Annotated in this window: 25 protein-coding genes, 1 tRNA gene and 1 pseudogene; 18 read left to right on the top strand and 9 right to left on the bottom strand. The window is 50.4% G+C overall.

Annotated features, from left to right (window positions below; translation table 11 throughout):
- Positions 1-21 precede the first annotated feature (21 nt).
- Genes aepX through aepY form a run of 3 tightly spaced genes read left to right on the top strand, consistent with a single transcriptional unit; the run spans position 22 to position 3247 of the window.
- Complete coding sequence (aepX, locus tag QM016_RS04325; protein ID WP_282710403.1) at positions 22-1317, top strand: phosphoenolpyruvate mutase; 1296 nt, start codon at positions 22-24, stop codon at positions 1315-1317.
- Between the two features lie 9 nt (positions 1318-1326).
- The gene (locus QM016_RS04320) at positions 1327-2115 is read left to right on the top strand and encodes an NTP transferase domain-containing protein (protein WP_282710401.1); all 789 of its coding nucleotides are present in this window, start codon (positions 1327-1329) and stop codon (positions 2113-2115) included.
- Positions 2116-2119: 4 nt separating this feature from the next.
- Entirely contained in the window at positions 2120-3247 is a 1128-nt protein-coding gene (gene aepY / locus QM016_RS04315) for a phosphonopyruvate decarboxylase (protein ID WP_282710399.1), read from the top strand.
- A gap of 94 nt (positions 3248-3341) precedes the next feature.
- Here the strand turns inward: aepY and QM016_RS04310 are convergent, their stop codons facing one another.
- Both QM016_RS04310 and QM016_RS04305 read right to left on the bottom strand, forming a co-directional pair.
- Entirely contained in the window at positions 3342-3893 is a 552-nt protein-coding gene (locus QM016_RS04310; RefSeq protein ID WP_016477773.1) for a LemA family protein, read from the bottom strand.
- 249 nt (positions 3894-4142) lie between these two features.
- Positions 4143-4233: transfer RNA gene (locus QM016_RS04305), tRNA-Ser, on the bottom strand.
- A gap of 47 nt (positions 4234-4280) precedes the next feature.
- Between QM016_RS04305 and tadA the strand changes: the two genes are divergently transcribed.
- Positions 4281-4847, top strand: coding sequence for a tRNA adenosine(34) deaminase TadA (gene tadA, locus QM016_RS04300; RefSeq protein WP_282710396.1), 567 nt, complete (start codon positions 4281-4283; stop codon positions 4845-4847).
- 212 nt (positions 4848-5059) lie between these two features.
- Here the strand turns inward: tadA and QM016_RS04295 are convergent, their stop codons facing one another.
- The 3 genes and pseudogenes from QM016_RS04295 to QM016_RS04285 form a co-directional block, all read right to left on the bottom strand.
- The gene (locus QM016_RS04295; protein ID WP_282710394.1) at positions 5060-5767 is read right to left on the bottom strand and encodes a hypothetical protein; all 708 of its coding nucleotides are present in this window, start codon (positions 5765-5767) and stop codon (positions 5060-5062) included.
- A 114-nt stretch (positions 5768-5881) separates the two neighbouring features.
- A pseudogene (locus tag QM016_RS04290) lies at positions 5882-6265 on the bottom strand (DUF1304 domain-containing protein).
- 48 nt (positions 6266-6313) lie between these two features.
- Positions 6314-7642, bottom strand: a complete 1329-nt coding sequence (locus QM016_RS04285; protein WP_282710392.1) for a DEAD/DEAH box helicase — start codon at positions 7640-7642, stop codon at positions 6314-6316.
- Between the two features lie 109 nt (positions 7643-7751).
- Here QM016_RS04285 and metA point away from each other — a divergent pair, with 109 nt between their 5' ends.
- Positions 7752-8735 (top strand): homoserine O-succinyltransferase, encoded by a 984-nt coding sequence (gene metA / locus QM016_RS04280; RefSeq protein WP_016477778.1) that lies wholly within the window; start codon positions 7752-7754, stop codon positions 8733-8735.
- Positions 8736-8753: 18 nt separating this feature from the next.
- On the opposite strand, the gene QM016_RS04275 is transcribed toward metA, so the two are convergent.
- Positions 8754-9836 (bottom strand): zinc ribbon domain-containing protein, encoded by a 1083-nt coding sequence (locus QM016_RS04275; protein WP_282710389.1) that lies wholly within the window; start codon positions 9834-9836, stop codon positions 8754-8756.
- 63 nt (positions 9837-9899) lie between these two features.
- Positions 9900-10736 (bottom strand): hypothetical protein, encoded by an 837-nt coding sequence (locus QM016_RS04270; protein ID WP_282710388.1) that lies wholly within the window; start codon positions 10734-10736, stop codon positions 9900-9902.
- A gap of 173 nt (positions 10737-10909) precedes the next feature.
- On the opposite strand from QM016_RS04270, the gene yfcE reads away from it, so the two are divergent.
- Entirely contained in the window at positions 10910-11461 is a 552-nt protein-coding gene (gene yfcE, locus QM016_RS04265; protein WP_282710387.1) for a phosphodiesterase, read from the top strand.
- A 16-nt stretch (positions 11462-11477) separates the two neighbouring features.
- On the opposite strand, the gene QM016_RS04260 is transcribed toward yfcE, so the two are convergent.
- A complete protein-coding gene (locus QM016_RS04260; protein WP_282710386.1) occupies positions 11478-12923 on the bottom strand; it encodes a hypothetical protein in 1446 nt (481 codons plus the stop codon).
- 182 nt (positions 12924-13105) lie between these two features.
- Here QM016_RS04260 and prfA point away from each other — a divergent pair, with 182 nt between their 5' ends.
- The 7 genes from prfA (at position 13106) to QM016_RS04225 (ending at position 19029) form a co-directional block, all read left to right on the top strand.
- Complete coding sequence (gene prfA, locus QM016_RS04255) at positions 13106-14173, top strand: peptide chain release factor 1 (RefSeq protein WP_282710385.1); 1068 nt, start codon at positions 13106-13108, stop codon at positions 14171-14173.
- Between the two features lie 3 nt (positions 14174-14176).
- Positions 14177-15091, top strand: a complete 915-nt coding sequence (gene prmC, locus QM016_RS04250; RefSeq protein ID WP_282710383.1) for a peptide chain release factor N(5)-glutamine methyltransferase — start codon at positions 14177-14179, stop codon at positions 15089-15091.
- Between the two features lie 15 nt (positions 15092-15106).
- Complete coding sequence (locus QM016_RS04245) at positions 15107-15748, top strand: L-threonylcarbamoyladenylate synthase (protein WP_282710381.1); 642 nt, start codon at positions 15107-15109, stop codon at positions 15746-15748.
- Positions 15749-15855: 107 nt separating this feature from the next.
- Entirely contained in the window at positions 15856-16314 is a 459-nt protein-coding gene (gene rpiB, locus QM016_RS04240; RefSeq protein WP_016477786.1) for a ribose 5-phosphate isomerase B, read from the top strand.
- 103 nt (positions 16315-16417) lie between these two features.
- The gene (gene upp / locus QM016_RS04235) at positions 16418-17062 is read left to right on the top strand and encodes a uracil phosphoribosyltransferase (protein WP_016477787.1); all 645 of its coding nucleotides are present in this window, start codon (positions 16418-16420) and stop codon (positions 17060-17062) included.
- Between the two features lie 281 nt (positions 17063-17343).
- Positions 17344-18114: a LuxR family transcriptional regulator gene (locus tag QM016_RS04230; protein ID WP_282710377.1), complete on the top strand. Its 771-nt coding sequence runs from the start codon at positions 17344-17346 to the stop codon at positions 18112-18114.
- A complete protein-coding gene (locus tag QM016_RS04225; protein WP_282710375.1) occupies positions 18115-19029 on the top strand; it encodes a response regulator in 915 nt (304 codons plus the stop codon).
- 5 nt (positions 19030-19034) lie between these two features.
- On the opposite strand, the gene hpdA is transcribed toward QM016_RS04225, so the two are convergent.
- Positions 19035-20027, bottom strand: coding sequence for a 4-hydroxyphenylacetate decarboxylase activase (hpdA, locus tag QM016_RS04220; protein ID WP_016477790.1), 993 nt, complete (start codon positions 20025-20027; stop codon positions 19035-19037).
- Between the two features lie 278 nt (positions 20028-20305).
- Between hpdA and hpdB the strand changes: the two genes are divergently transcribed.
- The 5 genes from hpdB to QM016_RS04195 all read left to right on the top strand — a co-directional run bounded on the left by hpdB (position 20306) and on the right by QM016_RS04195 (position 26236).
- On the top strand, positions 20306-23035 hold the full coding sequence (hpdB, locus tag QM016_RS04215) for a 4-hydroxyphenylacetate decarboxylase large subunit (RefSeq protein ID WP_282710372.1): 2730 nt from the start codon (positions 20306-20308) through the stop codon (positions 23033-23035).
- 26 nt (positions 23036-23061) lie between these two features.
- Positions 23062-23337: a 4-hydroxyphenylacetate decarboxylase small subunit gene (hpdC, locus tag QM016_RS04210; RefSeq protein ID WP_016477792.1), complete on the top strand. Its 276-nt coding sequence runs from the start codon at positions 23062-23064 to the stop codon at positions 23335-23337.
- A 92-nt stretch (positions 23338-23429) separates the two neighbouring features.
- Positions 23430-24746 carry an MFS transporter gene (locus QM016_RS04205; RefSeq protein ID WP_282710370.1) on the top strand — a complete coding sequence of 439 codons (1317 nt, stop codon included), beginning with the start codon at positions 23430-23432 and terminating at the stop codon, positions 24744-24746.
- Positions 24747-24808: 62 nt separating this feature from the next.
- Complete coding sequence (locus QM016_RS04200) at positions 24809-25420, top strand: DUF4125 family protein (RefSeq protein WP_282710368.1); 612 nt, start codon at positions 24809-24811, stop codon at positions 25418-25420.
- Positions 25421-25465: 45 nt separating this feature from the next.
- Complete coding sequence (locus QM016_RS04195) at positions 25466-26236, top strand: tetratricopeptide repeat protein (protein ID WP_282710366.1); 771 nt, start codon at positions 25466-25468, stop codon at positions 26234-26236.
- Positions 26237-26277 lie beyond the last annotated feature (41 nt).

Raw genomic sequence — 26277 nt, 5'->3', positions numbered from 1 at the left:
GCGCGTTTTGAAGGAGATTGTATGCCAGTTGTATATACCGCTTTTGGCACTGATGTCATTCACGAAGGACACTTGAATATCCTTCAGCATGCTCAAGAGTACGGCACGGTAATCGTGGGAGCTCTAAGCGATAAGGCCTTAATCAGATACAGTCGATTTCCTACGGTCTCTCAGGAAGAGCGGGTGAAGCTCTACGAGTCTCTTGAAGGGGTCAGCCGCGTTGTCGTTCAGGATGATTACCTTTACGACGAAGTAATCGCAACGCTTAAACCTGACTATGTGGTGCATGGCGATAACTGGCAAAACGGTCCTGAACGGGCTATTCGTGACAACATAGAGGCACTTCTCGCAACCTACGGCGGTACACTTATTGAAGTTCCTTACACCAGAAGCGAACAAGCACGCAAGGTTGACCGGCAGCTTCGAGAAAAGCTGGCAATGCCGGAATATCGCCGTCGCCGCCTGAGACAGCTGCTTGCCATCTCACCGACGGTTAAGGTTATTGAGGCGCATGATGGACTGACCGGTCTCATTGCCGAGAAGACCGTTGTAGATCACAACGGCCGCCTTGACCAGTTTGACGGCATGTGGGTAAGTTCGCTGTGCGACAGCACCGAGCGAGGCAAGCCCGATATCGAGCTTGTGGATATGTCTGCCCGCCTGCGCACCATCGATGACATCATGGAAGTTACCACTAAGCCAATCATTCTCGATGGAGATACGGGAGGCTTGACGGAACACTTCGTCTATAACGTGCGCACGCTGGAGCGTATGGGTGTTTCGGCTGTCATCATTGAGGATAAGACTGGTCTCAAGAAGAACTCCCTGTTTGGTACCGAGGTCAAGCAGACGCAGGCGCCCATCGAAGATTTCTGCGCCAAGATTTCTGCGGGTAAGAAAGTTCAGCTGACTGACGACTTCATGATTATCGCTCGTATCGAGAGCCTCATCCTTGAACGCGGTATGGAGGACGCGCTGACAAGGGCGTTCGCTTTTAAAGACGCCGGCGCAGATGGCATTATGATTCACAGCCGTAAAAAAGACCCTGCTGAAATCTATGAGTTCTGCGATCGGTTCCGCGAGAAGGACTCCGTAACTCCTATCGTTGTCGTGCCTACTTCCTTTAACAGCGCTACGGAAGAAGAGCTTGCTTCTCACGGCATCAACATCGTCATCTACGCCAACCAGCTGATTCGCGCAGCGTTTCCCGCCATGCAGGAGACGGCTCGCGGCATCTTGAAGGCGCACCGCGCACTTGAAGTTGACGAGCAGCTCCTTCCGTTCAAGGACATCATCCGTCTTATCGATGAGCTGTAGGCGGCAGGAATGATTACTACAGAAAAAATCGGTGCCACTGCAGAGAAAAACAGCGTTGCTGCAGAGAAAACCAACGTCGCCACGGAGAAGGCCAACGCGATTGTCATGGCCGCGGGGCTTGGAACGCGTATGGCACCTCTTACCAAAAAGACGCCCAAACCTCTCATTAAGGTCAACGGAACGCCGATGATTGAAACGGTTATAAACGCGCTGGTTACAGGCGGCATCGACCAAATTTATGTGGTCGTCGGCTATCTTAAAGAGCAGTTTTGCTATCTTACTGAGCGCTATCCGTGCGTAACGCTTATTGAGAATACGGAATATCTGGAGAAGAATAACATTTCTTCGATATATGCCGCCGCTGATATTCTTGAACAAGGAAGTACGTTCATCTGCGAGGCCGATTTGGTCATCTCCGATGAGCATATCTTTCAGCCGAAGCCCACGCGGTCAGGCTATTTTGGACGCAGGTTCGACGGGCATACGGATGATTGGACGTTTGACCTTGACGCGTCGGGAACTATTACCAGGATTGGCAAGGGCGGCGACGATACATACGCCATGGTGGGCCTGGCGTACTTCTCGGCAGCTGACGCGCGGCACCTGGCAAAGTGCATATGCAACACTTCGGCGCGTCCCGGCCATGAACAGCTCTTTTGGGATGATGTGGTCAACGATCACATTGCCGAGTTTGACCTGAAGATTCACCCCGTTGCCGCACGTCAGATTGTGGAACTTGATACCGTCACGGAGCTGGCAGCGTTTGACCGCAGCTACGAAAATCTTTTGAGGAGTTAGATCCATGCAAGTAAAAGCATTTGTTGATGTGCTCGGCGCCGACTTTTACACGGGCGTACCCGATTCTCAGCTCAAGGCGCTTTGCAACTATCTTATGAGCGAGTATGGCATTGACCCCAAGCACCACATCATTGCCGCTAACGAGGGAAACTGCACCGCGCTTGCCGCCGGCTATCATCTTGCGACTGGCAAGATTCCCGTAGTCTATCTGCAGAACAGCGGTGAGGGCAATATCATCAATCCGGTCGCGTCTTTGCTTAACGAGAAGGTCTATGCCATTCCGATGATTTTCGTTATTGGATGGCGCGGAGAACCCGGTGTTAAAGACGAGCCTCAGCACATCTATCAGGGTGAGGTTACGCTCAAACTGCTGGAGGACATGGGAATCCGTTATTTTGTAGTGAGTCCCAAAACCACCGCAGAAGAGCTGGCGGCCGCCATGAACGGGTTCAGGGATGATTTTGCTAAGGGGCGCGATGTGGCTTTTGTGGTTAGAAAAGGTGCCCTTTCTTTTGACGGCGCCCTTAAGTACGCGAATGACAACACCATGGCGCGCGAAGAGATTATCCGCCATATCGCGCAGGCTACAGGTGATGATCCTATCGTGTCGACTACGGGCAAGGCAAGCCGAGAGCTCTTTGAAATTCGTGAAGCCGCAGAAGAAGGTCATGAACGTGATTTTCTGACGGTGGGATCGATGGGGCACGCGTCCTCCATTGCGCTCGGCGTAGCGCTGAACAAACCGGAGCAAAAAATTTGGTGTATTGATGGCGATGGGGCTGCTCTGATGCACCTGGGAGCTATGGCGGTTATCGGCGCGCAAAAGCCGTCCAACTTGGTGCACGTGGTTATCAACAACGCTGCTCATGAGACGGTAGGCGGTATGCCCACCGTCGCGGACTCCGTTGATTTGGTGAGCATCGCTTTGGCCTGCGGATATCCGTATGCCGTGCGTGTGGATGATTTCGAAGCCCTTGACGCTGAGCTTACGCAGGCGCGTAGTCGAGAAGGACTGTCGTGCATCGAGGCTTGTTGCTCTATTGGAGCTCGCGATGATTTAGGGCGTCCGACTACAACGGCTCTCGAGAACAAGCAAAATTTCATGAGGTATTTAGACGTATTCAGCAAGTAACAAACGCACCCGGCAAGTAGCGTGTCGGGTGCGAAAAGAGTAAAACAACTTTTTAGTGTTCATTAGAGTTGCATGTAGAACTGAACTGTACGTTTTAGAACTGCACTTTTGGAGCCTGACGAGCAGCCTGGTCGTCAACGGTAAAGCTCTGGCGAGGCTTAAAGCGCGAACCCGCAACGATGGAGTTGGGGAAGACTGCAATAACGTTGTTGTAGTCCATGACCACGTCGTTGTAGCTCATGCGTGCATAGCTGATGCGGTTCTCGGTATCAGTGAGTTCAGATTGGAGCTGCTGGAAATTCGCGTTTGCCTTAAGATCAGGATAACTTTCAGCAACTGCGAAAAGTGAGGTCAGCGCATTGGAAAGCGTACCGGAAGCCTCCATTTTTTCCTGAGGGGTGCGTGCGGACGCAACGGCTCCACGAGCGGCAGTTACCGCTTCAAGGGTGCCGGACTCGTGCGTTGCATAGCCTTTGACGGTTTCAACGAGGTTGGGAATGAGGTCATTTCGGCGCTGAAGCTGGGCATCAATGGTTGCCCATGCGTTGTCGACTTTATTGTTTGCACGGATAATCTTGTTGTAAATCGTAATGCCCCACAGCACCAGTAAGGCCACAAGAACGATGACGCCAATTGCGATTCCCATATCTAATCCTTTCACGTGCGGCGATAAGCCAAGTGCTACTCGCGACGTTTGATGATTCAAGTTTACCCAAAACATGAATCCGATATCAAATCTGAAAAGAGATTTCGATAAAAGAGGTTCGGCAAAAGGGGGAAAGAGGGGAAAAAGAGAAAACAGGTTTCGATAGAAAGACTTCGACAAAAGAAGAAAAAGAAGATTTGACAAGCTGAGATATGCTGTCTTGCGTTAAAACACTTATCGCCATAAAGATGGCGGAGAGGGAGGGATTCGAACCCTCGGAACGGTGTTACCGCTCAACGGTTTTCAAGACCGCCGCATTCAACCACTCTGCCACCTCTCCAAAGCGGTATTATCCTACCTCATAACGGACACTTTTGGGAGCAAGTCGTGAACGAATTTGTAAAAACAGAGTCCCAACAAGACTTTTCAGCCGATGGGTCGCGTAATCTGAGGGGTTCACTTCAGGCTGATAACGCGTGCGGGAGCTCGCCTTCTGCGTCTGACGAGAAGTTCATGCGCTTGGCGCTTGATGAGGCGGCTGCCGCGGCAGCTGAGGAGGAAGTTCCTATTGGGGCGGTCGTTGTGCATGACGGAACAGTAATCGCGGCGGCGCATAATCGACGCGAAATCGATAATGATCCTTCCGCCCATGCGGAGTTTTTGGCTCTGCAAGAAGCTTCTCGCGTGTTGGGCCGGTGGAGACTTACGGGCTGTACCGTATATGTGACGCTTGAGCCGTGTCTCATGTGTGCGGGTCTTATGGTAAACGCCCGTGTAGACCGATGCGTTTTTGGCGCCGCGGATCCGAAAGGCGGAGCCGCAGGTACGCTTTATGATGTGAGCTGCGACCCAAGGTTAAACCATACGTTTCAAGTCACATCGGGCGTGCTCGCTGATGAAGCGGCAGCGCAGCTCAAAGATTTTTTCAAAGCACGACGTGAGCATAGGAAGTGAGCGCAAGAAGTAACAATGGTATCCGGAACCTCCGCTGTGGCGAGAAGTTCCGGATACGAATGACTGTCGCGTGAATTCATATGGTATACGGAGTGCAAGGGTCCGAGTCTGTCTCCGTAGTGCCGCTGACCAGTCTTGTATGGTCAAGCTTTGCATGGCCAGGTTAATCCAGCAGGACAATTCCCGTACGGTCAATCGGGCAGGAGTTCTCGCTAGTTAATGCGAGAATACGAATACGGCGTCAGGGTAAATCCGCTTAGCAGTACCAGCGTGGCCAAAGTAATTACTCCAACAACAATAAGCACAATAATGAGCGTTGTTTTTGCGCTGGACTTCTCGTCTTCCTGAGCTATGAAGAGGTGCTGATTTTCGGGGTCGGCAGTAAACCCGCTCTTAATCAGAACCTGAATCGCAAGAAAAATATTGATGGCCTCAACAATGACGAAGAGCACAACCGTTGCGTATGACGATACAGCACTGCTCAACACACGGTTAAGAACACCCATAAATACCGTAAGACCAAGCCACGTCTGCCAATCGCCAACATAGAGCCTCTGCAGGCCAGTCACGCCGCCAACGGCACAGCAAATGCCATAGACGACTCGAGAGCGCAGTAAAGGAGAGTGAGAAACGCATGAGGTCGGGGTGGGTGCAGAAGTGGAAGTGGGCATAGAGGTTGGCTGAGCCTGCTGGGGAGGAACATCGGGTTCGGTGGGGCTTTCGGACTCAGATGGAGGTGTGGGGGAATCCATCGTATCAGCTGGATTGCTTGGGGCAGAATCGTTTGACCCCATAGCTGGCCCGCTCGACTCCATAGAAGCCTCGTTGTTTAGATTGTCAACCGGGTTGGTTGGCCCCATAGCCGGATCGCCTGACTCCATAGCCGAGTCGCTTGGCTTCAGAGAGGTTTCGTCGTTCATATCGTTTCCTTTCAACTGAGATGTCTGTAGAACACCCACAGTGTATCCACGGAGGAATAAAGAAAACGTTAAGTGAAATCTCGTCTTTCGCGCTTACAGAGGAGGGCTATACCCTTACGGAATTAGTGAAAGCAAAAGGCATATAAGAGCCAGTACAGGAAGGGTTTCCTGCTTGGCAGCGGTGCCGCGCTTATCGGGCGAGGTTACAAACAGCAGAAGCGCCGCGGCAAACATGGACGCCGCTCCAAAGAGAATCAATGACATTCCCGCGGGATTTCCGTTGATGTGAAGAATAATGCCGACAACAATCTCAACCGCCAGAAACAGATTATAAAATCCCTAGTTAAAAGCCATCTCTTTAGTGTTGTCGGCTTCATCTTGTGTAAGGTTGAATGTTGTGCGGGTCTTCTCGCTTGTCCACGCGATAGATTCCATATAGAAGATGAAGACATGCAAAAGCGCTGCCAGGATAGAGAAAGCAAGGCCTGCGATAAACATAAAATCTCCTTTGAGATGGACCGTTCGAGTGAGGAGCGGGTCGTGAGGTTAAAAGTGCCGGCCGTAGCGACCGCCAAAACCGCGGCCGCGCGCTTTGGAGCCGGAAAACATCGAGCGCATGGTTTTACTGACGGAGCGATTCGGCTGCAACATGATACGCCCTTGGTCGTATGGGAAGTCTGGGAGATCCCATACGGGAATCAGTGACTTTGTGAAATATTCAATCTCGCGAAGCGGCGTAATTTCGTCTGGCGCCATGAACGTAAATGCCTGACCTGTGGCTCCTGCGCGGCCGGTACGCCCGATGCGATGCACATAGTCCTCAGGGTCCATGGGAACGTCAAAATTAACGACGGCGTCAATGTTTTGAACGTCGATGCCGCGGCTCATAACATCGGTTGCCACAAGTACCTGCACGTTGCCGGCGCGAAACTTCTCCAGCGCGCGCGTTCGAGCCTTCTGGGGACGGTCGGCATGCATGACGTCCACCTTGAATCCGGCGCTCTTAAGCGTCTCAAACACGTGATCCACACGTGATTTGGTTCGGCAAAATACCAGCATCCTCCCCGAGCCAATGTTGAGAAATCGTGTGAGGGATTCAAGCAGCTCCATTTTTTGCCCCTGCGTGACAGGGCATAGATGCTCTTCGACAGTATCGGCCGTCTGACCAGTGCGCGCAAGCTCGATGGCCACGGGATTGTGCAGCATCGCGTCAACAGTTGAGCGAATCGACGGCGGGATTGTTGCCGAGAAAAGCAGCGTTTGATGCGCTTTTGGCAGCTCAAGCATGATGCGCCGAACGCTCGGCCAAAAGCCCATGTCAAGCATGCGGTCAGCTTCATCGAGAACAAAGACACTGATGTCTTCGAGATTCACCTGATGGTGTTCAACCAAATCGAGTAAGCGCCCGGGAGTAGCAACCAGCAGGTCGCAGCCTTTCTGTAGCTCCGTTATCTGCCGCTTGAACTTGGCGCCTCCCATGACAATGACCGCGCGCTGATTTGTGTGCTCGCAGACAGTGCTGACAACGTGATCGATTTGCGCGGCTAGCTCACGTGTGGGTGTAACGATAAGCGCGCGCGGATTCCGCTGTCTTTTGCGGCGGCGTTTGGGGCGGTCGATTTTCTCGCCAGTCGCGTTGGTGTGGGAGGTTTTGCCAGCGTCTTGCGGTTCGCTGATAACCTGAAGCGTTGGCAGGGCAAAAGCCGCGGTCTTTCCGGTACCGGTCTGTGCCGATGCGACAACGTCCTTGCCGGCCAGAACCGCGGGAATCGCCGCTGTTTGGATGGGGGTTGGCGTGTTGAAGCCCAGCGCTGACACGCCCGCTAAGATGTGCTCGTTTAGCCCGAGCTCGGCAAAAGTAGTATCCATGTTCATAAGTATACTGTCTGTTAAATTTCGCGTGCGTATGATATGCGAATCATTGACTGACCTATTATACTGTGTGGCGAGACGTCCTTGCGGAGAGAAGAAAGTAGGGCATTACATGCCAATTAACATTCCAGATGGTTTGCCGGCAAAACATACGCTTCACCAGGAGCGCATTTTCGCGCTTGAGGAAGAAGTCGCCGAACATCAGGAAATTCGTCCGTTAAAGATCGCCATTCTTAACCTCATGCCTACAAAGATTCAAACGGAAACGCAGATTCTGCGACTCATTTCAAAGTCTCCCATTCAGGTGAGTTGTGACTTTATGCGCGTCTCAAGTCACGTCTCCAAACATACGCCCGAAGATCATCTGGTGAATTTCTACGATACGTTTGATGCGTTTGAGGCTAAAAATTATGACGGTCTTATAGTCACTGGCGCTCCGCTTGAAGAGATTCGCTACGAGGATGTTGACTATTGGGATGAGTTTTGTCGGATTGTCGACTGGTCACAAGAGCACTGCTTTTCTACGATGTATCTTTGTTGGGGTGCCTTAGCCGGACTGTATCATCTGTACGGCATTCCCAAAAAGCAGCTGGGATCCAAACTTTTTGGTATTTTTCCGCAGCGCCTGTGCGATGAGTATTCGTTTCTTACCAACGGCTTTGATGAGGTGCACTATATGCCTCATTCCCGGCACGCCGCTATTGATACAGGAGAGCTTGCTGGTCATACCGAACTCGCAGTACTCTCTGAGGGATTTGATTCCGGTCCAGCGCTTCTGGCAACGCGCGACTTCCACGAGATTTACGTTACCGGCCATTTTGAATATGGCCGCGATACGCTTGCGGAGGAATACTGGCGTGATTTTCACAAGGGGCTGCCTATTCGTATTCCGGAAAACTATTTTCCTGACGATGATCCCGAGCGGCAGCCGCTGTTTACGTGGCGCGCACACGCCAACTTGCTCTATCGCAACTGGATTAACTGGGTGTATCAGATGACGCCGTATGACGTCTCCAAGATTCCAGAAGCCATTTGCGACCTGCGCAAACATGTCGCTGTAGCTGATCCTGACGCGCGGATGACCGGTCGATTCTAGGTTTTCTCCGCAGCAAACTTACTGTTTCTCCAGGTAGTCGGTATGCCAGGCGGCATTGGTGGAGCTTACCGCGATATGCTTGCCGCCATCGGAAGAAGTTATGGTAAACGGCTCACTTATGGAGCTTACTTTTCCGTTGAATGAGATTTGAGAACTGTTCTCATTTCCCACCCACTTTGTCTGAGCTTTCTTGGTGGACTTGTTCGCGTTTCGTTCTTTCTCGGCCTTTTCCTGAGCCTTCCTCTGAAGATTTCTCTTAAGGGCGTTACCGCGCGAAGTCTGCTCAGTGATGCGGTGAATGTAGGTATCGTAATCGGAACCTCTGCCGGTCTTGTCTCCCCACACGATTTTCTCGTTTTCAAGATCATCGCGCAGGGCCTTGAGCTCATCCAGCCGCGTGTTGATAGCTGACTCATCAAGAGTTTCAGCGGAATCGCTTTCGGAAAAACTGCTGGCGCTTAAGCGCTTTTTATAGTCTGACGAGAACCAATCGGTAATCAACTGCTCCTTGTCAGAAATCATGCTGGTAACGACAGTGAGGTCCTTATCGTCAGCGCCGTTGTTCAATTTGAACTTGCCTGCTGACACATCGTTATCTATTGTATTTTGGATATCGGCGAGTTCTTGGTATGACGCGAGAAGCTCAGCGCGGTCGCTGTTTTCATCCGGCGATACGTCAATGTCCTCTATCTGTGTTTTATACGTATTTTCCAGCTTTTTAATATCAGCTCTTCTTGCATTGTCCTGTTGAGTGCCAGTACAGGTCAAGATGCCTGTTCCAATACCGGCGCAAAGTATCAGGGCGAGCAAAACGACCAGCACCGTCCGTACCATCTCATTGGGTTTGCGCTCCTCTTTTGTAAAAAACGAGTTTGCTCCCTCTGAGACTACCTTAAATTGCGAATAGTCAATATCTGAAGCTGTCTGCGAATGCGATGCGGTACTGTCGAAATCTTCTTCAGAGAAAAGGGGAGCGGACGTGATTGTATAGGAGCCAAGTTCTGGTTTTTGAGCCTCCTTCTGCTCGGAAAGAGGCTCTTCACAATGAGAGCAAAGACTTGCTCCATCTTGGTTTTCTGTTCCGCAGTGGGGGCAAAGCATAACGTTCTCCTTAACGGCTGCGCGTGTTGTCCAGTCTCTGGGAAGCCGGGCGTCATGTAATGATTAGTTGTCGAGAGTTGTTGGCGGTACGGGTTTTGTGGGCTGCGGTATGGACGGAGTATTTGCGCCCGGAATACCGAGTACGTTGGGAGCAGGAGCGCTGGGTGCGCCGGGAACTGCAGGTATGCTTGGAGTTGCGGTCGCACCGGGAACTGTGGGTGCATGGGATGCACCGGTCGTATTGTGTTTTTCAGGAGTGTCAAGCGCTGTCTGTGGCGCCGGCTGAACAGGTTTCAAAGTCTGGTCTGGTGTCGGGTTAGTGAGCGCTTGGACAGAATTGGATTTTTCGTGTCGAGCGAAAAGCATGACGCTTAACACTATAATTGCGCCGCAAATCAGAAAATAGAGATAACCGTATCCCGTAGTTTGAAGGCGGAGACCGGGTATCGTATTAAATCCCATAGGATATTCCTGGTAGGGGGTGATTTCATATACGCCGCCATTTCGCGCGTTATACGCAAAGATATTCGCGATGAATTGATGCCGCAGGATGAAGAAAAAGTATGCGCAAATAAGTGCGGGGATACCTGCGAGCCATGAAACATTTTTCGCGGGAGGAAGCAGTGCGAGCGCACAATTCACAAGCGGCAAAATGAGGAGGAAAATAAGTAGATGGAGACTGCTCAGCATACTTGCAAGGGCAACTACTGAGCTGCTTGCCGAGGGCATGCGTGAAAGGTCTTTTACAACATTTGCCAGAGAGAGCAGTTCGCTGAACGACAGGTTAAAGGTCGCTTCGTCAGCGTGCAGCCGAAGAACGGGAAAGACAAAGAAAAGGACCAAAAGGGCACTTAAACCTGCGATAACGTAGCGGAGGACATCGTAATTCTTATTATTCATGACAGCTCCTCAGGAACAAAGGTATGTCGTTTCTCATACAAGCGTGAAGTTTATTTTACCTTTTATTTGCAAGTTCCGTAGAATATATAGGTAAAGAAGGCCTCGTGGGCCTTCAGAAAATGGTTGGGGAAGTTCTCTATGGCAGGCATAGCGGCAATAAAGGATAGAAACGTATGAAGTTTATTATTGCTTCTGATATACACGGCGCGGCCAGTTGGGCGCGCAAGCTTATGGGCGTCATTGAAGCTGAGCAGCCTGACCGCGTGGTGCTTCTCGGCGACCTCCTCTATCATGGTCCACGAAACAATCTGCCTGAAGATTACGCTCCTAAACAGGTCATAGAGCTGCTCAATGGCATTGCCGATCACATAATTGCAGTGCGCGGCAACTGTGAGGCGGAAGTCGATCAGATGGTTCTCGATTTTCCCTGCATGGCCACGTATAACACGCTGATAGACCCGTTATATCCGCTTGGCGAAAAGACCCTCTTTCTTACGCACGGCCATATATATGGTCCGGGCCTGCACAACAGCGTTGACCAGTGGCCCCAGCTACCATCGGGTTCGGCGTTTATCTATGGGCACACGCACAAGAAAGTCAATGAGGTGCTTCCTGACCATCCTGGCATAACGGTGTTTAACCCAGGATCGGTGGGGCTTCCCAAGGACGGCTCACATAGCTGCGGCATATATGAAAACGGCGAGTTCAGACACGTGTTGCTGTAGGATGCTCCACAGGGTGTTATTTTGTGAGCGTATAGGTATCCGTAAAGATTGTCGTGGCTCCGTCTTCGGTATGGTATGAGGCTACCGTAGCGGTTCCTGTGCCGTCAGCATCGTTAAAGCTCAGGGTAATCCAGGGATTTTTGGAGCCGTTGGGATAGGCGCCCATAAACGAGATAGTGCCTCCGGGAACAAGCAGTCCCTTCTCGCTTATATCAGTAGAAGTCGAAAACGGAAGGCTGTCAAAGGGCGCGTCCCCCTCATATGCGCGGTACGATCCGGCTACCGGCCCGTGGTCGTGCACGACGCCGGATACCGTTCCGGTAATGGTCACGGTTGAGTCAGATGTAAATTCAGCGGAGGTTATCGTAAGTGAGAAAGGCTTGTAGCGGCCGGAATAGTTCAGCCCGCCATCACTTGATTCGGTTTTTTCGAAGGTTCCCGTCCAGCTGCCGACAAGATTGCCGTAATCATGCGTAGCCGCCTTGGCGACTTCAACGCCGCTTAAAGACCAGGTACCGTTTCCTCTGTCAAAATCAAAGTGAGCACGCGCTTCAAAGGAGGTCTTTGAAAGTTTGTCGGTACGCGTGCACTTTATAATCACTGAGCAGGTTTGTTTCTCACGGTCAAACTGCGCGTCGACAATCTCAAAAGCGCCTTCTCCGTAGGTGCTGAGATATGAAGTCGAGCCGGCTTTGTTGTTTGTTGAAGACATGTCGTCAAGTTTTTTCAGGATCTCTTCGTGCGCGTCAAGCACGCTTTGCGTTGCGACTCCTGAGGTTGCTTCATAGTGTATCGAAACGTCTTTCTCCTGGCCGATGGGTTGCCATGCGCCGGAGACGTTTGCGTACCCTAAGGTAGAAGTTTTCACAGCTACTAACGCGTTTCCTGAGTATCTTGTGGTAACTTGGGCACTTGCGTATCCCGTGGCGCCGAATTTGGCATCATCGCTTGAGATTGCCGTCATAGTACGGCCGCGCTGACCGACCTCAATGCCCGTAAGAACCAGTCCCTCATCGGCGTCAAAGGGGCCGGGAGTCCAGTCCGGCGTTCCAATATGAGTGCGGGCATCTTCGGTAACGGCGTCAACGCTTGGAATGTCGTTTGCACGGACAAAAGCGACAACCAATGCGGAAATTGCCGCGAGAAGCAGGATACTCAGGATACCCACGGCAATACGATGGCGCCGAACAAATCGTATCAGCCCATGATGGCGGTGGCGCGCGTAGGATGAGATGCTGTGCGCGATGTCTTTCAGGCTGGTGGCATCGTCGTTGGGTGCAGCGTCCGTGCGGTTGGTGAAGCGGTGTGAAGATGCGAGGTTCTTCTCGGCACGCAAGGGCAGCTCACCGGTTGGCGATTCGTCGTCAAAATCGGGCAACGCGCCAGTGCGGCCTGCGTCTAAGACGTAATCTTGCGCGGCGTCCGAGAAATCCTGTTCGATTTTATCGAGCTTCGTGTCCATTCCTACCATCCTATGACGTTATAAAGAGTTTCTCACATTCGTATGAAAATAGGCGCAGCGAATAGAACAAGCTTGCAGGTGGTAAACTCACAGGGATGAAATGTTGCTTCGCGTATGGTTTGGCGAGAAGGGCAAAAGGTCCCGAGGTCATTCAGGCGCGAAGGCACGATAGGGAGTACGTTATGCGCGACAAACTAGAAAAGATTCTTTCGGCCTACGCTGACCTTGAGGCAAGGCTTGCGGATCCTGCGGTTGTTTCCGACCCCAAGGAGTACGCCCGCATTGCCAAGGAGCATGCCAATCAAGCCGAATTGGTGGAACGATCTCGCGAGTACATTAGCGCTCTTGATGATATTGAGGCCGCGAAAGAGCTGTTGAACGGATCGACCGACCCTGAAGAAAAAGAGATGCTTCAGGCTGACATCGCGGAAAATGAAGCGAAGCTGCCTGAGCTTGAGGACGAGATTAAAATCATGCTTATTCCGGGCGATCCCAACGACGAGAAAGATACTATCGTTGAGATTCGCGCTGGCGTTGGCGGTGACGAGGCAGGTATTTTCGCAGGCGACCTGTTTAAGATGTATGAGCGTTTTGCCGAGGCTCACGGCTGGAAGGTTGAGGTTCTCTCCAGCTCTCCTTCGGAAGCTGGTGGCTTTAAGACCATTGAGTTCAAGGTGACGGGCGAGAAGGTCTACTCTGTGATGAAGTTCGAATCCGGCGTGCACCGCGTGCAGCGCGTGCCAAAGACGGAGTCGCAGGGCCGTATTCAAACGTCGACGGCAACCGTTGCGGTGCTTCCCGAGGCGGACGAGATTGATATCCAAATCAATCAGGAAGATCTTCGTATTGACACCTACTGCGCTTCCGGCCCCGGAGGTCAGGGCGTCAACACTACCTATTCGGCTGTTCGCATTACGCACCTGCCTACCAATACGGTGGTACAGTCGCAAGACCAGCGGTCCCAGATTCAAAACCGTGAAGTCTGCATGCAGATGCTTCGCGCCCGCCTCTATGAGCAGGAGCTTGAGCGCCAGCAAGCGGAGCAGGGAGCAGACCGTCTTTCTCAGATTGGCCATGGCGCCCGCTCGGAGAAGATTCGCACGTACAATCAACCGCAGGATCGCGTGACCGATCACCGCGTTGGCTTTAACGGCACATATAATGGTGTCCTTCTGGGCGATACGCTGCCGTCCGTCATTGAGGCCTTGGCAGCGGCAGAGCGCGCCGAGAAGTTGGCTCAGGCCGTCTAAGCTATGGCCGATCAGCAGACGTGGACCGTCAAACGTATTCTCACCTGGACGTGCGGATATCTTGAGCGCAAGGGCGACAAGCACCCCCGTCTTTCGGCGGAATGGCTGCTTTCAGCGACTACAGGACTTTCTCGCGTAGAACTTTATACCAACTTTGATAAGCCGCTTACACGCGATGAGCTTGACCGTATGCACACCGCAGTTGAACAGCGCGCCTCTGGTCGGCCCCTTCAGTATGTTACGGGCGAGATGCCGTTTCGGCATATCGTTTTGAAGTGTGAGCCGGGCGTGCTGATTCCACGTCCCGAAACCGAGATTCTTGTCGATGCTGCGTTAGAAGGCATTGACGCGGCTGCCGAGAAGCGCGGCTCTTTTGACGCTCTTCGGGTTCTGGAAGTGGGTGTCGGAAGCGGATGTATTGCGCTTTCCATAGCCTCTGAGCGCCCAGGCGTTGAGGTTACCGCAACGGATATCGCTCCCGCGGCGATATCGCTTGCAGAGCGCAACCGTGACGCGCTTGGACTGACCGATCGCGTAACCATTGTGGAATGTGATTTAGCGGCAGGTGTTCCGGAAGAGCTCGCACAGACATTTTCCGTGCTCGTATCCAATCCTCCCTACATTCCTACTGAGGTATTAAAAGATCAGGTGCCGTCCGAAGTCAAAGACTACGAGCCACGACTTGCCTTAGACGGTGGAACTGACGGCCTGGACGTGTATCGCCGCTTGCTTAAGGAGGCCAACCGCATGCTTGCCCCTGGCGGCGTGCTGTGCGTCGAGCTGTATGAGGGACACCTTGCGCAGGCTGCGGAGCTGGCGCGCGCTGCCGGCGCATGGGAGCGCATTCAGGTGCGAGAGGACCTTACTCATCGTCCCCGGATTCTTATCGCATACCGTAAAGAGCAAGCGCAGGGGTAACAGAGGAGGTTGGTCATGGGAAAGATTGTAACCGTCGATCAAAATAGCCCTGCGTCCTGCGTAGTTGATCAAGCGGTTGTGATTGCGAGAGCGGGCGGAGTGCTCATCGTGCCTACCGATTCCGTGTATGGCATTGGCGCCGCAGCGATTGCGGGAAATCCCGGGCATGAGCGTATTTTTGAGATTAAGCGCCGCCAGCGCACGCAAACGCTGCCATGGCTTGTTGGATCCAAGGAGGATGTTGAGCGCTACGCTCAACATGTTCCCGCATGGACCCGTGCGCTTATCGACGCCTATTGGCCGGGCGCTCTGACCCTGGTCGTCAAGGCTGCAAAGGCGGTTCCCGACGAATACGTCTTGCCTGACGACCGCACCATCGCTTTGCGCATGCCCGCATCGAAGCTTGTGTGTGAAATCATCGAACGACTTGGCGTTCCATTAGCAACTACCAGCGCAAACATTCATGGCCATCCCTCAGCTGTCAGCGGAGGAAGCTTGGAGCAAGCGCTTATAGACCAAGCGGATCTGACGATTGACGGAGGTCCGGCGCCCCTTGCGATTGCGTCGACCATCGTCGACTGTACAGGCGATACTCCGCGCATTGTGCGCGAGGGAGCGATTCTGCCGGAAGAACTTCTCGCCACAGCGGGTTTTTAGGCAAGAAGCGCCAGGGAATGTGAGAAGCGCCAAGAGAATTGGTATTGGGACGTGTTGGACGTGCGCATTGCGGTACTCTTTTAGAGAGAACGACGTAAGGAGGATTCATGCGGGTAGCTATCGCATCCGATCACGCGGGATTTATTCAGAAAGCTCCGATTGCTGAGTACGTTAAATCGCTCGGCCATGAAGTTATTGACTTTGGGCCCGAGAATGACGATCGCGTCGATTATCCCGATTATGCTGACAAGGTGGCTCGCTATGTAGCAGCGGGCGGCGCTGACCGCGGCGTCCTTATCTGTGGAACGGGGCTTGGCATCGCAATGACAGCTGACAAAGTTCCCGGTATCCGCGCAACGCCGATACAGACGCCCCAATTTGCTCAACTGGCACGCGAGCACAACAACGCTAACGTTATTGGGCTTTCCGGTCGCTTTGTTGATGTGGAGATTAACAAGGAGATTGTCAAAATCTTTCTGACGCAGGAGTTTGGCGGCGGACGTCACGCGGGCCGCGTCGTGAAGATTATGCGCGAAGATAATCCTGCCTTTGAGGGTGTTAAGTAGGCTGCGTACATACCGTACGCGGCAGCGTGTTTTTGAGGATTGGACGTTGAGAGCCAGACGTTGAAGAGTAAGCGTTGAGAGCCGAACGTTGAGAGGAAATCTAATGGCAAAGTACGATGAAACCCGTTTATTTGTGATGGACCATCCACTGGTGCAGCATAAGCTCCACATTCTCCGCGATAAGACGACTACAACCAAGCAGTTCCGTGAGCTCGTCAACGAGCTGGCTATCTTAGAGTCTTACGAGGCGATGCGTGATTTTCCGCTTGAAGACGTTGAAGTTGAGACTCCGCTTGAAACTATGACAGCAAAGCGTATCGCCGGCAAAAAGGTCGCGATCATCCCCATTCTCCGCGCGGGGCTGGGTATGGTTGACGGCGTGCTTGAGCTGGTTCCTTCTGCGCGCGTAGGTCATGTGGGCATGTATCGCGATCCGGAGACGCATGAGCCCCATCAGTACTACTGCAAGTTTCCACCTGATGTGGAAAACCGTACCTGTCTCGTGGTTGACCCCATGTTGGCTACGGGCGGTTCTCTGACGGCCGCGATTCAATTTCTACGCGAAGCGGGCGTAAAGGACATTCGCTGTCTCACGATTGTGTCGTGCCCCGAAGGCGTAAAAGCCGTGCTTGATTTTGATCCCAACGTCCGTCTGTATACGTGCACCGTGGATCGTCAGCTGGACGAGAGCGCCTATATTCTCCCGGGTCTTGGTGACGCTGGCGACAGAATCTATGGTACTAAGTAGCGGTTTATAGAGCGCGCAGCGAGAAGTACTAAGCCTCCTTACTAACCGGTAAACGGAAAAAATACCATAAGGCATAGAATACCTCTCCATATATCCGCATGTATATCGGCGATTTGCAGGTCAGTATAAGAACTGGCAAGCAAGTCGCCGATTAGTTATTGTTTTATGTGACTAACAATTAGAAATCTATATGAAAATATACAAGTAGTTGCAAAACTTTTGATGCGTGTATGCGGCCGAAGTGCGAGTGAAACAAGGTTATGTTTTGGGGAGTGGGTGTAATGATTTCTAATGTATCACGTGGCTTACAGCCGTCGGAGTGGGTCCGGATGGTTGGCAGAGGATCTCTCCAAGATTATCAGGATTGTTTTGCAAGGGATACGCACATTCCTATCCACCTTATTGACCGCAAAGGCAATCCCTTGCTTATTCCTTCAAAAAAACTATTCTTTTGTGATTTCGTCAAGACAAGTATTGATCATGATTGCAGCGGCGTTAACCGAATTAATATGGATGATGTTGCGGCTCACTATGACAAGACTCACAGTTTTGAGCCATTAGTGAAATGCTGTGATTTCGGTATTTCAAGTTTTGTGGCTCCTGTGTATTTTAATGGAGAACTCATGGGATTTTGGCATTGTCCTGGATTTACGTATGCAGATTCGCCTCACGCCAAGCAGCTTCATGCCAAATTCGATCTTCCTATTCTTACTCATGCAGCATTTACGAGCGCTCTTTCCATGCTCATAATCATCTGTCGTTTGCTCGACATTCACCTTGATAATGCGACCAAACTCTCTATGACAGAGCCTGCATCTGATCAGACTATTTCAAGTCAATTGACACGTCGTGAGAATGAGGTTGCCTCACTGGTGTGTTGCGGCATGTCAAATGCTCAAATTGCAAAAAAGCTGTATGTAAGCGAGAAAACCATCAAAACGCATTTAAGTAATATTTTTTCAAAACTTGGTGTTCGCAATCGAGTACAGCTTATCTGTGACTATTCTTCTGCTATGGATACTGACGGTCATTCGGAACTGGAGGTGATGTAAGTGCGTACTCCGCGTATTTTATTTGTATGTGTTGATCCCGATGCGAGAAACAACTTTAAGCAAGAGCTCTCACATTATGGCTATGATGTTGTTCTTTGCTATCGCGGAGAAGAGGCACTGAGAATTATAGAAAAAAATACTGTTGATGTGCTTGTTTTCTCACTTGAGCTTCAGGATATGAATGGTTTTGAGGCCTGCCGTCTGGTTCGTCTCAAGTATGATTTTCTCGCGTATCCTATTGTGGTTCATGCCTTGAGAGATTCCGCAGAGTTGCGTTTAGCCGCCTTTAGAGCTGGAGCCAATATCTTTACCTTTGAACCTGTGAAGTTTGACCGCCTACACTATGTTCTTTCACTGCTGGTTAGCGGACGTCGCCGGTATAAAAGAAGTGTTCCCGCTGAAGATTTTTTAAGAATCGTCGATAGAGAGTACTGCGCGTCAAGAGAGATAGATGATTTCATTACTACCGATACGGGAAGTTTGCGAAAGTCCGATATTCTCCGTTGGGCCGGTATCCTTTCTAAGGAGAGCGGGATTGCGGAGGAACAGCGAGCCATTGTGCATGAAATGATTAACTATACCCTTGACCTGCTCGCAACGTATGGCTCCATTGCAGAAGTGCTTGAACACCTTAATGAAATGTGGGCCGGAACAAGCATTTGGATTGAATTCAAAAAGCTTTTTGAATATGGGCATGGAAATTTTCATCTGGATGCTAAAAGTACCCACACCACTGATGGCATTACGGCGCTTATGTTGCTGCTTTGCTCATATCTGCTTTCTGGTCAAACACCGATGGAAGCTATTTCTGCCCTATATGAGATCGAAACAATAAACGCCGATGAGGTGGATGTACTCAATCGCGTTATTACCGCGGATTCCTTTATGAATCGCGTTTTTAACCAAGGCGTATGATGACACTAGAATGGCGTATCGCTTCCCAGGTAGCATTTGATATTTCTATCGAGAAGAACTTTCTGGAGTTTGGCTAGTGTATGAGGAGGAGTTGGCTGCTCGTTCTTGAATGCATAATCCATACTGAGCTCTTCCCATTTTGATACACCAAGACGATGGAAGGGCAAGAGATTGAATTCGTCAAGGCCTATCTCGTTCATAAAATCAGCGACTTTGGAGAAGTTTTCTTTGGAGTCATTGAGCCCTGGAATAACGGGAGCGCGAAGGATAAGCCGTGTGTGATTTCCGGAGTTTGCGAAAGCGCGGATATTATTGAGGATGCGCTCATTTCCAACTCCTGTATAGGCTCGGTGAAGCTCAGAATCCATGCATTTTAGGTCATTGAATGCAAAGTCCATATAGCGCATGATGCGCAGATACGTAGGAGTATCAGCAAGAGCCTCCGTTTCAATTGCTTTATGAATGTATAGTTCATCACACCTTGCGAGAACCGCTTCAAGGAATTCCGGCTGGAACATTGGGTCGCCACCAGAGAAGGTTACACCGCCGTTACCTGACCAATAGTGACGATCTCGCTCAAGGATGTACATTATTTCTTCGACAGTATATTCCTTTGAGATTCTTACGAGCGCGTCATCAAAACACGCGTCGATGCACTCGAGCGTCGTACAAGTATGACAAAGTTCCCAATCAAATTTCATGGGGTGCTCAGGGTCCTGTGAATTGTCATGTACCGCTCCGTAGGGACATGCATTTGTGCATCGAGTGCAGGGCTTGCTTGCCGTATTGATACATTTTGAACCCATGTAGAGCTTACCCTGGCGATTATAGAAACTTTCCGGATTGCAGCACCAAGAGCAGCGCAAAGGACAGCCTGACATAAAGATGAGAGTTCGGCAGCCCGGTCCGTCATGGACACTGAACGACTGAATATCAAAAATGCGTCCTTTAAGGTCTTTTTGCTCGTGAGCTATGGGAGCAGACAAACTCCTTCTCATATATCCTCCCCTGATAATGCTTTCTAAAAGATTTAAAAAGCATTATCAGGAAAAGATTTTATGGATACGTACAGCGGAAGTCCTATCTATTCGCCTATTTCAAAACGGCGATATACGACTTTTAGGACCAGTAGTCTTAAAGTCGTATCTCTCTCAGAAAAAGATACAACTTTTTATTAGATATTTCGACCCATGTTTGGCGAAGCATTCTCATTAAAAATTATCGCAATGGGCAGGCTAAGAGGGTCTGCCGCTGATGTTTTAAGGGAGGCTTGGAGATGGCAACACTTCAACCGATGAAGCTGAGTGAAGTTCTCGCTGAGCGCGGGCTTTCTCTTGAAAGTCATGCAAACGGAGAGGCACCGGCTGAAATCACTGATCGAGAGATCAAGAGGGAGCCAACCCCGCGAGCTAACTACCTCCGTGATATTTACTTCGACACGCTCTCCTCGCTGGACATTCAGGAGTCCTACTGGTACTCCCGTGCAGCAGCCGAGCACGAGGGAGAAGTTCCTATCATGCGGCGTGGTTATGCTTTGAAGAGCGTATTTGAACACCTTGATACGCCGATTTGGCCGCATGAGCAGCTCGTGGGTGCAAAAGCGGGGTTTTATCGCGGCTCTGCACCTCTGCCTTGGCTGACGGAAAGTTTCTTTATGGACAAAGATTCTGATTTGTACAAGGCAGCCCTTGACACGGGAGCCGAATCCAGCGCAGAGGTTTCTCACTTTGGCGCGGGTGGCGGCAACGTTACACAGAGCTTCGGAAACGTTGTTTCTGTTGGTGGTAAGTATGGCGTACGCCTTGAAAACGTTCCTGCGATGCATCGTCTTGCGTATTCTTGGGCCGGCAAGTCAGTTGAAGATGTCGCTCGTAAGTATGAGCAGATGGTTCCTGAATACAAGATCAAAGAGAACATCATGAAGTCCGTTGTCAGTAACTTTGACTCCGGTTTCACCATTCCTCAGGGCCGCGAAGTTATGAATTACTACTTTGTACTTGAGCATGGATTCGATGAGCTCATTGATATTTGCAAGAAACGTGCCGGTGAGGTAGCTGGTGAGCCAGGCGGCGATGGTATTGCCGGTATGGACAGGCTGTATTATTACACTGCTATGGGCTTGTTGGTTCAAGGTCTTTCCAAGTGGTTTGACAATTACGGAAAAGAAGCCGATCGCCTTATTTCTATTACCACTGACGAAACCGAAATTGCTGAGCTGAAGGAAATTTCCGAGCGCCTGCATCGGTTGGCACATGAGAAGCCAAAGACATTTAAAGACGCTTTCCAGACCATTTATCTTTTGCATTTGGCAGAACTCAATGAAGATGCAATGTCCGGTCTTTCTCCTGGTCGTATAGGACAAGTTCTCTACCCCTATTTTGAACAGGATATTGAAAACGGCACTCTTACTGAGGAAGAGGTCGAAGAATGGCAAGAGCTGTATCGCGTTAAGATGACCTGCATCGATGCTTTTGCCTGTACCGGTGTTGTCGGAGGTGTCCTTTCGGGCAATACATTCAACAATGTCTGTATCGGTGGTGTTGATCGCGACGGCAAGTCCGCAGCAAACCGTCTTGAGATGATTATGCTCGACGCGGGTATTAACTGCCAGACCACCCAGCCGACTCTTTCACTGTTGTATGACGAGGCGAACCCCGAAGAGTTCGTCATGAAGTGCATGGAATGTGTAAAGACAGGCGCTGGCTATCCTGCAATTATGAACAACCGCGTAGCAATGGAATTCTTACTGAACCAGTATGCTCACGAAGGCATGACGGTTCAAGAGGCGCGCGCATGGTCAGTTGGCGGCTGCCTTGAGACTTCTCCCGGAACTTGGATGCCGCTTCACCTGAACGGCAAACTTTACTGGATTCCTGGCGGATCTGCACAGCCGACTTCAGTTGGTATTCACTTCCTAAACAATCCAAAGATTCTTGAACTTGCGCTCAATAACGGTTTTGATAAGCGCACGGGACTTCAGGTCTTCCCACCACACGATAAGTCCTTCGAGACGTTCGAAGAGCTGGATGAGCAGTACAAAGTGTATTACCAGAAGGCTTGTGAAGTTCTGAATAAGTGCATGAACATCCAGCATGATGTCTGGCGTAAGTTCACCCCGTCCATGGTCAATTCACTGCTTAAACCGAATTGTCTCGAGAAGGGTCTCGGTATTGCGCACAAGGGCTACCGCTACAATTCGACGTTTAATATCGAGTGCTGCGGAACGTGCAATCAGATTAATTCTATGGCAGCCATTAAAAAGCTCGTGTACGAAGATAAGAAGTACACGCTTGAACAGCTTAAGGATGCGCTTGACAACAACTTCGGCTATAAAACCTCTAAGGAAGTTGGTTCCGAATCTTTGAAAGATCAGGAAAAGCGCACGGATGACGACGGTCGTTACGATGAGATTCATGCGGATTGTCTGCGCGCTCCGAAGTATGGCAATGATGACCCATATGTTGATCAGATGCTCTATGACTGGGAGCAGTGGTTCTGCAACGATTTGCCGGCAACTATTGAGAATCTCTATGGTGAGCCGTATTACGTCTGTCAGATGTCCGTATCAACTCACGGTCCCGAGGGCGCAGTTACTGCCGCTACCGCCGACGGTCGTCTCCAAGGCACCACTTTTGCCGACGCTTCGATGTCCGCTTATCCAGGTACGGATACTCATGGACAGTATGCACTTTTTGAATCAGCGACCGGCTGGGATCACTCTATGTCCCAGAACAGCCAGATGAATCTCAAGCTTCATCCGAGCGCCGCGAAAGGCATTGAGGGCTCAAGGAAACTGATGGATCTTACTCGCGCATACATGCGTAAGGGAGGCTTCCATATCCAGTACAACATTATTGACTCTCGCATACTTAAAAAGGCACAGGCGAACCCCGAGAATTACCGTACGCTGCTCATTCGTGTTGCAGGATTCACACAATATTGGGTTGAGATTGGCAAGCCAATTCAGGATGAGGTAATTGCTCGTACCGAGTATGAATCCATTTAACTTCAGGTAATTGAAAGGAGACCCTTATGTGTAAGTATCGCGATTGCGATTTCTATATTCCCATTGATGTCGTAAAGGGTATCGATCACGCTCACGGTGATGTTGTAGTAATGGGCGATGAAGAAATTGCTGCTGTTGACTTTGTTCCCGCTCATAAGTGCAAGTTCTGTGCGCACTATAAAGAAACTGAGAGGAACATGGGAATATGTAGCGGATTTACAACCGAGTATTGGGCGTTTGCAGAGAACGGTGCTCGTAACTGCGAGGCGTTCGAGATGGCAAAGGACCTCGTTGAAGCGTAGCACACGCTGATTTTCCCTCCAAGGACGGCGCCCCGGGAACTCTCGCGGGTTTCTGGGGCGTTTTTATACATTGCAATGATTGGGGACATCTTATGAAAGATGCTAAGTCAACCTCGCGTAAGGTAGTACTAGCAGCCTTCCTTGCGTGTTTCTGTCTTTTTGGTTTCCGTTCAACATTTTCTATCCTTCAGGTTCCTATGGGCAAAGATCTCAGATGGACCGGATCACAACTATCTCTGGGCTATTCTCTTATGATGATGGTGTATGCGGTAACGGCTTTCTTTGCGGGTAAGATTGTTGATAAGAGTGGCTGCAGGCCGGTGTATTTTGCAGGTGCTGTATTTTGCTGTCTTGGTATGGTGGCTACTTCGTTTATTGATAATATTTATTTCTACTTCTTTAGCTACGGTGTTTTTGCAGGTATCGGCACCGGTATGCTGTGGGTATCTTCGACTACCTCATGTCGCAAGTGGTTTGTAGGTGACCGTTACTCCACGGCGTGGGGCATCGCTTTTGCTGGAGCTCCTATCGCTCAGGTATTGCTTACGCTTTTTATGAAGCCGTTCTTAGCTCAGAATGCATCCGCATGGCGTACTGTCATGTTGATTATGGGCTTCGTCTTTCTTGCGCTTCTTTCGGTATCGGCTCTCGTCGCTCAACGAAACCCCAGTGATCTTGGCCTTGAACCGTTTGGAAAACTTCCGCAAAAGAAAAACGAGAAAACCCATGACTTCACGGTTGCAGAAGCATTTCATACGCGCGCTATGTGGTGTGATATTTTTGCGTTTCTCTTTGCAATGCTTGGTGAATTTCTCATCTGGTCTCAAATTGTTAAATACTGGACGGTCAATCTGAATATGGATCTTGGCACTGCCTCCAACATGTATATTATCATCGGTGTCTGCGGAATCTTTACGATGCCGCTTTTGGGTAAGGTTGCAGATCGTCTTGTAAAGTCAAGAGGAAATGAACCGGAAGCACGCCGCATCGTACTTATTGCCGGTCCTATCGTTGGCGCTATCGGGTGCGTTCTTCTCCTTATGATGAAGGCTGATCAGTTGTGGCTCGGCGCACTTTGTTGCGTATTGTTTGCCTGCTATTGGGCGGTTGAGCCAGGTGGATGCGCTGGATATGCCGGATCGGTTTTTGGTAATAAGTACTTTGGTAAAGTTTGGGGATTTGCTACGCTCATCGTTATGTTTGTTGGGCCGGCGACCGGTTCCTTTATGGGTGGATTTTTAGCCGATGTAACGGGCAACTATACTGCATCTGTCATTTTTGCTCTCTGCGGGTTTGTCCTTTCTGCACTTATGGCTCTGCTTCTTCCGAAGGAAGTCAAAGCTCCAACTCGTGCCCAAGAGGCGGGGGCTCATTGTCGGGAGCGGCAGACAATCTCTTCCGCACTCTAGGTTTTTACCCGTGCGTAGGGGAAGAAACTTCCCCTACGCCCGTTGTGTGAGGAGCGTTGCACATGGCTTCGCTTGACCTTGTTGAAACCATTAGGCACTACGAATATGAGGATTTTTCCTATGCTGTCAAAGAATGGTCGCCTCCCTATATTGGGTGTACCCTGAATTCATTTTTTACACGGATGCGAGGACCTCAGCTTATGACTTGGAGCCTTGAAGTTCTTGAGTCATATTGCACAGATCTTGAAAAAGCGAGGATGTATCATACGTCACTCTTTATTGAACGTTTTGTATATGTGTATGGGTGTTCAAAAGAGGTGAGCCACCGGTATCGTTTTCCTATGAGGTCGTTGGAGTTTAAGAAGTATGTTGATTTCATTACAAAAATCTCCTTAATTTGGGAAACGCGCGCGAGGATGCAATTCCCGCTTTTTACAAAATGTATAGGGCCTCTTATTGTTGAAGAGGATACGCAAATGAGCCCGTCATATGAAGTACGTCTTCGAGCAGAACTCATGACATATTCCACCGAAACTATCCGTGCATATTTTGAGTTTGTTATGCAGTGTTGGGATGAGGGTTTTAACCCAAATATCCAAACCTATCATGGCGTTGCGCGCGAGCTTGGTTTTCCAAGTGCGTCTGAGGCAGATCAGCTTGGAGCATCTCTATAGCATTACCGCTCTTCTTGCTATGCGAGAGATTGGAGAGAAAAGACTATGAACGGCAAGGATGTATTGGATGAGATTGACGAGGCTCTCAAATTCCATGCAGATAGTAAAGATAATGATGCCGCAATTTCTCTTATGAGGAGGAAGCTTTGTGAGATTGGTAGAGAGTATGGTGAAAAGAGCTCAGAATTTATCAGTGTTCTTAATGAGCTAGGAAGCATTGAGAGAGATGCCGGACTTTTAGATGAGTCGGCCAGCGATCTTCTTCGTGCCGTTGAGATTCAGATGGATGCAATACCGATTTTTCAAGACGACGATGGCTGTATGAGCGCTGGGTGCACGGCATGTTCATCGGTAAAGACTATGCTTACAAAGCATATTGATCCCGGACTGGCGGCTACACTCTGTAGTCTTGGAGGAACATACCGCCTGATGGGTGATTTCGGTCAGGCAGAGTATGCATTTATTATGGCGATTCAGATTTACGATGCAACAGTTGGGACAAAACACCCCTTATACGCGACGGTTCTCAATGAACTTGCCTTGCTTCGCCAAAATCAGGGCCGCTACGGCGAGGCTATTGAACTGCACGATCGTGTCCGGGCGATTATTGGTATGTCGGCGCATGCGGAGTATCGCGCGAATAATCTCTTTAACCGCGCTCTCTGCGAGTATTTGCGTCGAGGAGATTTTGGTCGCGCTTATCACGATGCCAAGGAGGCACTAGTTCTCTATACCGTTCATATGGGTGCCGATTCTTTACAGGCCTGTCGCGCACGCAAGATATATGAGCTCATTAGTGAAAGCTATGTGCATTGATGGCGAAGCGTTATAGGCAATGTGTTTCGTGAGCTTCCTTC

This window comes from Lancefieldella sp. Marseille-Q7238, assembly GCF_949152215.1.
Classification (GTDB): domain Bacteria; phylum Actinomycetota; class Coriobacteriia; order Coriobacteriales; family Atopobiaceae; genus Lancefieldella.
Note: the sequence above shows the minus strand (reverse complement) of the source record. Positions and strands in the feature narration are given on the sequence as shown.